We start from the raw sequence: 7,180 nt of genomic DNA, 5'->3' as shown, positions 1-7,180 counted from the left end.
AAGGCTTGAGAAAGGCGGCTCAATAGCCAGCCTCTTGGCGTCCGCCGCCACGGGACAGGCCCAGTCGATACTTCGCTCCTGGAAGCATCGGTGATCCACACCTACTGGCCAGCGGCGCTTGCGCTTGCCACTGGCCGCTCAGCAGGGCCCATGGGGTCGGCACACCCTGTCGCTGCGCCATATCAGGCCTTCCGCACTCAAGACGGCTGGATCAACATCGGGGCGATCGGGCCAGCAAACTGGGCCCGCCTTGCCAACGTCCTCGATCTGCCATCGCTGCTGGTTGATGAGCGCTTCATCGACAATGGCAGCCGTATGGCTAACTTGCCGGAGCTGGTCGAGATCATTGAATTGGCGCTGCAGCGCGCTACCACTGACGAGTGGGTTGAGGCCTGTGAGAAAGCAGGGGTGCCAGCAGGCCCGGTGCGTAGCATGGCGCAGGTGCTTGAGGATCCACACACCATCGCTCGAAAGATGGTGATTGAAGTTGAGCATCCAATTGCCGGTACCGTGAAAGCGCTGGGATGCCCAATCAAGTTCTCCAAGGAAGACGGTGTCACAAGCAAAGGCTCGCCGCTGTTCGGAGAGCATACGGTAGAGGTTCTGCGAGAGGTTGGGCTCAGCGCAGACGAGATCTTTCAGCTGGCCAAGGATGGTGTCATTCCATCGCCGCAGACTTCGCTTTGATTTAAGTTGCTGCCCTTAGGCAGCAGCTCACATACAAATATAAGAATATGAGGTGGGCGTGATGTTAAGTAACGCTGCTGATATAAGTGATCTTCGCCTGCAGGCGAAAAAGCGACTGCCCAAGATGGTCTTCGAGTTCATTGATGGAGCAGCTGGCTACGAGTTGACGGCAGGGCGTAACCGCCGTCAGCTGGACGATGTGCTGCTGAAACAAGAAGTATTGATCGATGTATCAAAGCGGACAACCGCTACCAAGGTTTTTGGTCAAGACCTGGCTTACCCCTTCATGATTGGCCCAACCGGGCTTAATGGCGCTTTCTGGGTGAACGGTGATTTGCACCTGGCCCAAGCCGCGAAAGAAGCCAATATTCCATTCATCATCAGCACCTGTGCCACCTCCAAGCTGAACGAAATTGAGCGTGTAGCGGGTGACCTTCGCTGGTTTCAGCTTTACATGCTAAAAGACCGTGGGCTTGCGAAGTCCTTGCTTGATCGTATTGCCGGAAGCGGTTTTCACGTCTTGGAGTTGACGATCGATACGCCAATTCCGGGCAGGCGGAACAGGGATGTCCGCAACGGATTCACTATCCCTTTTCGATGGAATTTGGCCAATTTCTTCGATACCGCCATGCATCCCCGTTGGGCATTGTCGATGCTCAAGCATGGGGCGCCAACCTTAAAGGTCTTCGCAGAAATCATCGGAAAAGTGCCGACGGGCAGGACTGTGAGCGAGGTGGTTCAGCAGCAATTCAGTGACAGTTTCACCTGGAACGACATCGACTGGTTACGAGACCACTGGCAAGGCAAACTGGTCTTGAAAGGCGTCTCCAGCGCAGCAAACACTCGCCAAGCCATCAGCCTGGGCTTGGATGGTGTGGTTATCTCCAATCACGGCGGACGTCAGCTTGAAGGCGCGCGCTCCACAATCGAATGTCTTCCTGAGGTCGCTGATGCTGCTGCAGGATCGTGCACGGTGTTGATCGACAGTGGTTTTCGTAGTGGAAGTGATATTGCCAAGGCAATTGCCCTCGGCGCCGATGCAGTCCAGCTCGGACGCTCAACGCTCTACGGCCTGGCTGCGGGCGGCAAGGCAGGTGTCAGCCATGCGTTGAAAATCCTGGGATCTGAATTCGACATCGCGATGGCGCTTTCCGGTGCACGAACACCTCAAGAGTTGCGTGGTCGCGTAGTGGGACTGCGACAACCGTCGGAAGCGCTGGCAGCAGTACCCACTGCGGTACTCAATCGTTAGCTGTAACACCGTGATGGCGGAGCAATCCGCAGACCAGTTACCAAAACAAGAATAATTGAGGTCTACCATGAGTACGATCAGTGGCGTAGCTATTGGTGCGAGCGATGTAGACGAGCTTAAGATTTATCGGCGTGTAGCGTGGCGAATCCTTCCTCTGTCAATTATTTGCTATTTCTTTTCTTACTTAGATCGAATAAACATCAGTTTTGCGAAAACCCAGATGCAGTCGGAGCTAGGCTTGTCCGACGCGGCATACGGAATTGCAGCAAGTATATTCTTCGTTGGTTATGTCCTCTTTGAGGTGCCGAGCAGTATTGGCTTGCGGAAGTACGGAGCGCCGGCCTGGCTCTGCCGAATCATGGTCTCTTGGGGGCTTGCAACTGCTGCCATCGTCTTTGCTTACAACGAATACACGCTGTATCTGCTGCGCTTCCTAATTGGCGTGATGGAAGCTGGGTTTGCTCCAGCAATCCTGTTCTACCTTGCATGCTGGTTCCCCAAGAAGAAGATGGCCAGTATCAACGGGATTTTCCTGATCGCTGCTCCTCTGTCCGGCGCGCTCGGGGCGCCGATCGCGGGCTTGATCCTTGACGGGATGCACGGCCTGATGGGGTGGTCAGGGTGGCACTGGCTGTTCCTGTTTTCTGGCTTGCCCTGTGCTCTCTTCGGCTTGGTTACGGTCTGGAAGCTGGATCGAGATATCGAGGCGGCAAAATGGCTTAGCCCTGATGAAAAGGTCTTCCTCAAGGAGGCGGTTGCTGAGGGTAGGCAAGCGAAAGGCAAGCATGGCTCTATGTGGGGCGTTCTCTTTACGCGAGAGGTGGCGGTGTTTGCAGTGATCTACTTCATCATCAAGACGTCCGCTTACGGCTTGAATTTCTGGATGCCCAATCTCATTGCGAAGTCGGGAGTGCACGACCTGGTAACAGTCGGCTTCTTGACTGCAATGCCATACGCGGTGGCGGTCGTGGCGATGCTGGCTGTCACCCGTTATTCGGATAAGACCAATAACAGAAGGACACCCACCTGGTGCTGCCTGGTGGTGGCTAGCCTGGGGTACCTTCTGGCATGCCTTTACCATGACAACACCACGATCATGATGTTGGCGCTGACTGCAGCAACTGCAGGGTCATTTGTCGCTGTGCCTGTGTTCTGGGCGCTGCCGCAATCCACGTTCAGCGGTTTGGCCATTGCGACTGGCGTGGCGGCAGTGAACTCGGTAGGTCAGCTGAGCGGCATTGTGGTTCCTGCCTGGGTCGGCTTCATGAATGACCTGACCGGCAACTCGTACATGGGGATGCTCTCGATAGCGCCTCTGTTGTTGATCGGTGCTCTGATTGTGGTGCGGTTCGTCCCCAAGAATGCCTAGAGTGCTGGACGTTACTTCTGTAAATCGTGCCGTCAGGTTGAGCAAGGAAAAAGCTTTTGCCCATCTAGGTACGCCAAGGTGGGCAGCTGCAACCATTGCTGCCCGGTGCTCTTGAGGAGCATGCGGAGAAAATTGTCCAGTTGTTCATCCTCCTTTCAAACCTCTGGTCATGGCAGAACCACGCACGACGCTGGTATCTGATTTTCAAATATCAGGTCTTAATTTTTATAAATATACGATAGCTGAAGGGCTGAATAACCTATCCCGAAAGAGGCCTGCTGCAAGATCAGCGGCGATGACAAGAATAAAATATGAGGGATAACCGATGAGCCAGGTGCTTCCGTCACTCGATGACAAATATGTTCTAGAGACGGGACGGGTGTTGATGACGGGCGTCCAAGCGCTCGTAAGATTGCCTCTGATGCAGCGGCAGCGTGATCAAGCTGCCGGGCTTAATACCGCCGGGTTCATCTCGGGCTATCGAGGGTCGCCCCTCGGTACTTACGATCAAACGCTGTGGAAAGCGAAATCCCATCTCAAGCAACACCACATCACGTTTCAGCCTGGGCTCAATGAGGATCTGGCAGCAACGTCGTTGTGGGGCACCCAGCAGGTCAACATGTTCGAGGGCGCCCAGTACGATGGCGTCTTTGGTATCTGGTATGGCAAGGGCCCGGGGGTAGATCGCTGTGGTGATGTATTCCGGCACGCCAACGCAGCAGGTACCTCCCCATTTGGTGGTGTGCTGGCGATTGCCGGCGACGATCATGGCGCCAAGTCCTCCTCGCTTCCTCACCAGACTGAGCACATCTTCAAAGCTGTCATGATGCCCGTTCTTGCGCCTTCGGGCGTGCAGGAGTATCTGGATTTTGGCATCCATGGATTTGCACTCTCGCGCTTCAGTGGTTGCTGGGTGGCACTCAAGGCAGTTGCAGACACCGTAGAAAGCGGCGCGATTGTCGACGTCAGCCATGACCGTGTTCAAACCATACTGCCGGACTTCCCGCTGCCACCTGGGGGGTTGAATACTCGTTGGCCTGATCCGCCCTTGGCCCAAGAGAAGCGGCTGTTCGAGCACAAGCTGTATGCTGCCGTCGCTTATGCAAGGGAGAACCGGCTTGACCAGCTTGCCGTTGACTCCTCCAAGGCCAAAATCGGGATCATCACGTCGGGTAAGTCTTACCTCGATGTCTGTCAGGCACTCAAGCTTCTCGGCATCAATGAGGCGCGAGCTGAAGAACTTGGTCTGCGCGTTTACAAAGTAGGCCTGGTTTGGCCGTTGGACGCAGCGGGGGTTCGCCAGTTTGCCGAGGGTCTCGAGGAAATTATTGTCGTCGAAGAGAAGCGGCACCTCATCGAGTATCAGCTCAAGGAGGAGCTGTACAACTGGCGTGAAGACGTCCGTCCACGGATCGTCGGCAAGTTTGCGGACAAAGGCGAGTGGACGCTTCCTCATTCGGATTGGCTGCTGCCAGCTATCGGTGAATTGACTCCCGCGATGATCGCCAGGGCAATTGCCAAACGCATTCTTGGCCACGTGCCAAGTGCAGAGCTGCGCGTTTGTCTGGCAGTCTTGGATGGGCAGGCAGCAGCGAAAGCCGAGCTTTCCACATTGGTGGAGCGTGTTCCCCATTTCTGCTCAGGCTGCCCTCACAACACCTCGACCAAGGTGCCCGAAAATAGCCGCGCCCTTGCCGGTATCGGCTGCCACTACATGGCGAAATGGATTTACCCACAAACTGCGACCTTCAGTCAGATGGGCGGGGAGGGCGTAACCTGGATCGGCCAGGCACCCTTCACGAGCACTCCCCATGTGTTCGCCAACCTGGGTGATGGCACCTACTTCCATTCTGGAATTCTGGCCATCCGCGCCGCAGTGGCTGCGAAGGTTTCTATCACCTACAAGATTCTCTACAACGACGCGGTTGCCATGACAGGTGGGCAGCCTGTCGACGGCACGCTGACAGTCTCGCAGATCAGTCAGCAGCTAGTCGCTGAAGGCGTTGGTCGCGTGATGGTCGTGACCGATGATCTTGAGCGATATGAGGAAATCCATGATTTGGCTCCAGGTGTGCCAGTACACCATCGCAAAAAAATGGATGAGCTCCAACGCGAGTTGAGAGAGTACGGTGGCGTTTCAGCGATTATTTACGACCAGACCTGTGCTGCAGAGAAGCGTCGTCGTCGCAAGCGAGGGCAATTTCCTGATCCGGCGCGTCGTGTGGTTATCAATGACGCGGTATGCGAAGGGTGCGGCGATTGTTCCAGTAAGTCGAACTGCATGTCCGTGACCAACCTGGTGACCGAGTTCGGTAACAAGAGAAAGATCGATCAGTCTTCTTGCAATAAGGACTTCACCTGCCTGGATGGCTTCTGCCCCAGTTTCGTCACCGTTGAAGGCGGCAAGCTGAAAAAACCAGCAGCGCTGCAGGATGCGAAGAGCGATGTCTGGCTTCTCCCTGATCCCCAGGTCGCATCTGTAAAAGAGCCCTACGACATTCTGGTGACCGGCGTCGGCGGCACTGGGGTGGTGACCATCGGTGCGCTGCTGGGTATGGCTGCGTTCATTGAGGGCAAAGGCGTTCTTAATCTCGACATGGCTGGCATGGCCCAAAAAGGTGGGGCGGTCTGGTCGCATATCCGCATCGCGGCTGACCAAAGCGATTTAAATGCGCCCCGTATTGCTGAGGGTGAGGCCAAATTGCTGCTTGGTTGTGACCTTGTTGTGAGCGCGAACAGCGAGACACTGGTAAAGCTGCGGCAGAGCGTCACTCATGCCCTGGTCAACCTTGAGGAGAGCATCACGAGCGCATTCGTTCGCACGTATGCGGCTCAGGCCGAAACAGGAGATCTGCAGCGCCATCCGGAGCCGGATTTTTGTGCTGATCAGCTCAAGGATCAAATCAACGAAGCCGTAGGTGCCGACCATGCAGAGTTCATCGAAGGCAGCCGCCTTGCAACGGCATTGATGGGCGACTCGATTGCAACAAACATGTTCATGCTGGGCTACGCCTGCCAAAAAGGCTGGCTACCCGTCGGTCACCAGGCGCTAATGCAGGCGGTTGAGCTCAATGGTACGGCGGTGGGCTCAAACAAGGCTGCGTTCATGTGGGGGCGACGCGCTGCGGTTGATCTACTCAAAGTCAATGAGCGAGCCGCTCGCCAGCAAAACGCTGGAGCTGACCTCTCTCAATCGCTTGATGAGCTGATTGAACGTCGAATGTCGTTCCTCACGCAGTACCACGATGCCAGCTATGCCGAGCGTTATCATCAGCGCATTTTGCGAATCAAAGACAGGGAGCATCAGCTTTTCGGGACTGTGGGCAGGCTGACGGAGGCAGTTGCGCGTAACTACTTCAAGGTGCTCGCGATCAAGGATGAATATGAGGTGGCAAGGCTCTACACCCGTCCTGAATTTCTAAGCAAGATAGCCTCAGAGTTCGAGGGTGACTTCAAGCTTCAATTCCACTTGGCACCTCCGCTATTCAGTGGTGGTAAGAAGACGGGATATGGCCCTTGGGTATTGAGTGCATTCAAGCTTCTCGCGAAGGTGCGCCGGGTTCGCAATACCTGGCTCGATCCTTTTGCTCGAACCCATGAGCGTAAGGTAGAGCTTGCCTGGCAACGGGAGTATGAAGACGTGCTGGATACCCTGGAAAAAGGTTTGGCGTTGAGCAACCACGAACTGGCGGTGGCGCTGGCTGAGCTGCCAGATTCGGTTCGAGGGTACGGTTTGGTGAAGGATCGCTACCTGTCGAGCACTCGTACGCGCTTGCAAGCGTTGCTTGAGAAATGGGCCGCCCCAGAGTTTACAGATGCAACCAGGCATCAATCGAAAATCGCTGTAAAGCTGGTTTAGAAGAACGGAAAGC

3 protein-coding genes and 1 pseudogene are annotated in these 7,180 nt (G+C 55.5%); all 4 read left to right on the top strand.

From position 1 onward, the window contains the following. Positions 1–57: 57 nt before the first annotated feature. Positions 58–687, top strand: a pseudogene (locus tag WF331_RS26725) (CaiB/BaiF CoA transferase family protein); the annotation flags it as partial. A 61-nt stretch (positions 688–748) separates the two neighbouring features. Next, positions 749–1,939 (top strand): alpha-hydroxy acid oxidase, encoded by a 1,191-nt coding sequence (locus WF331_RS26720; protein ID WP_232877749.1) that lies wholly within the window; start codon positions 749–751, stop codon positions 1,937–1,939. A 67-nt stretch (positions 1,940–2,006) separates the two neighbouring features. Beyond that, complete coding sequence (locus tag WF331_RS26715; protein ID WP_232877751.1) at positions 2,007–3,308, top strand: MFS transporter; 1,302 nt, start codon at positions 2,007–2,009, stop codon at positions 3,306–3,308. Positions 3,309–3,633: 325 nt separating this feature from the next. Beyond that, positions 3,634–7,167 (top strand): indolepyruvate ferredoxin oxidoreductase family protein, encoded by a 3,534-nt coding sequence (locus WF331_RS26710; RefSeq protein ID WP_232877753.1) that lies wholly within the window; start codon positions 3,634–3,636, stop codon positions 7,165–7,167. The last annotated feature ends 13 nt before the right edge of the window (positions 7,168–7,180 follow it).

Origin of the sequence: Pseudomonas sp. YNh, assembly GCF_037993085.1 — a bacterium.
In the GTDB taxonomy this organism is placed as follows: domain Bacteria; phylum Pseudomonadota; class Gammaproteobacteria; order Pseudomonadales; family Pseudomonadaceae; genus Aquipseudomonas; species Aquipseudomonas putida.
This window is presented reverse-complemented; position numbering and strand designations above follow the sequence as displayed.

Bases quoted from the DNA above. Each gene is read 5' to 3' on its own strand.
- WF331_RS26720 (WP_232877749.1), top strand. From the start codon at position 749: ATGTTAAGTAACGCTGCTGATATAAGTGATCTTCGCCTGCAGGCGAAA.
- WF331_RS26715 (WP_232877751.1), top strand. From the start codon at position 2,007: ATGAGTACGATCAGTGGCGTAGCTATTGGTGCGAGCGATGTAGACGAG.
- WF331_RS26710 (WP_232877753.1), top strand. From the start codon at position 3,634: ATGAGCCAGGTGCTTCCGTCACTCGATGACAAATATGTTCTAGAGACG.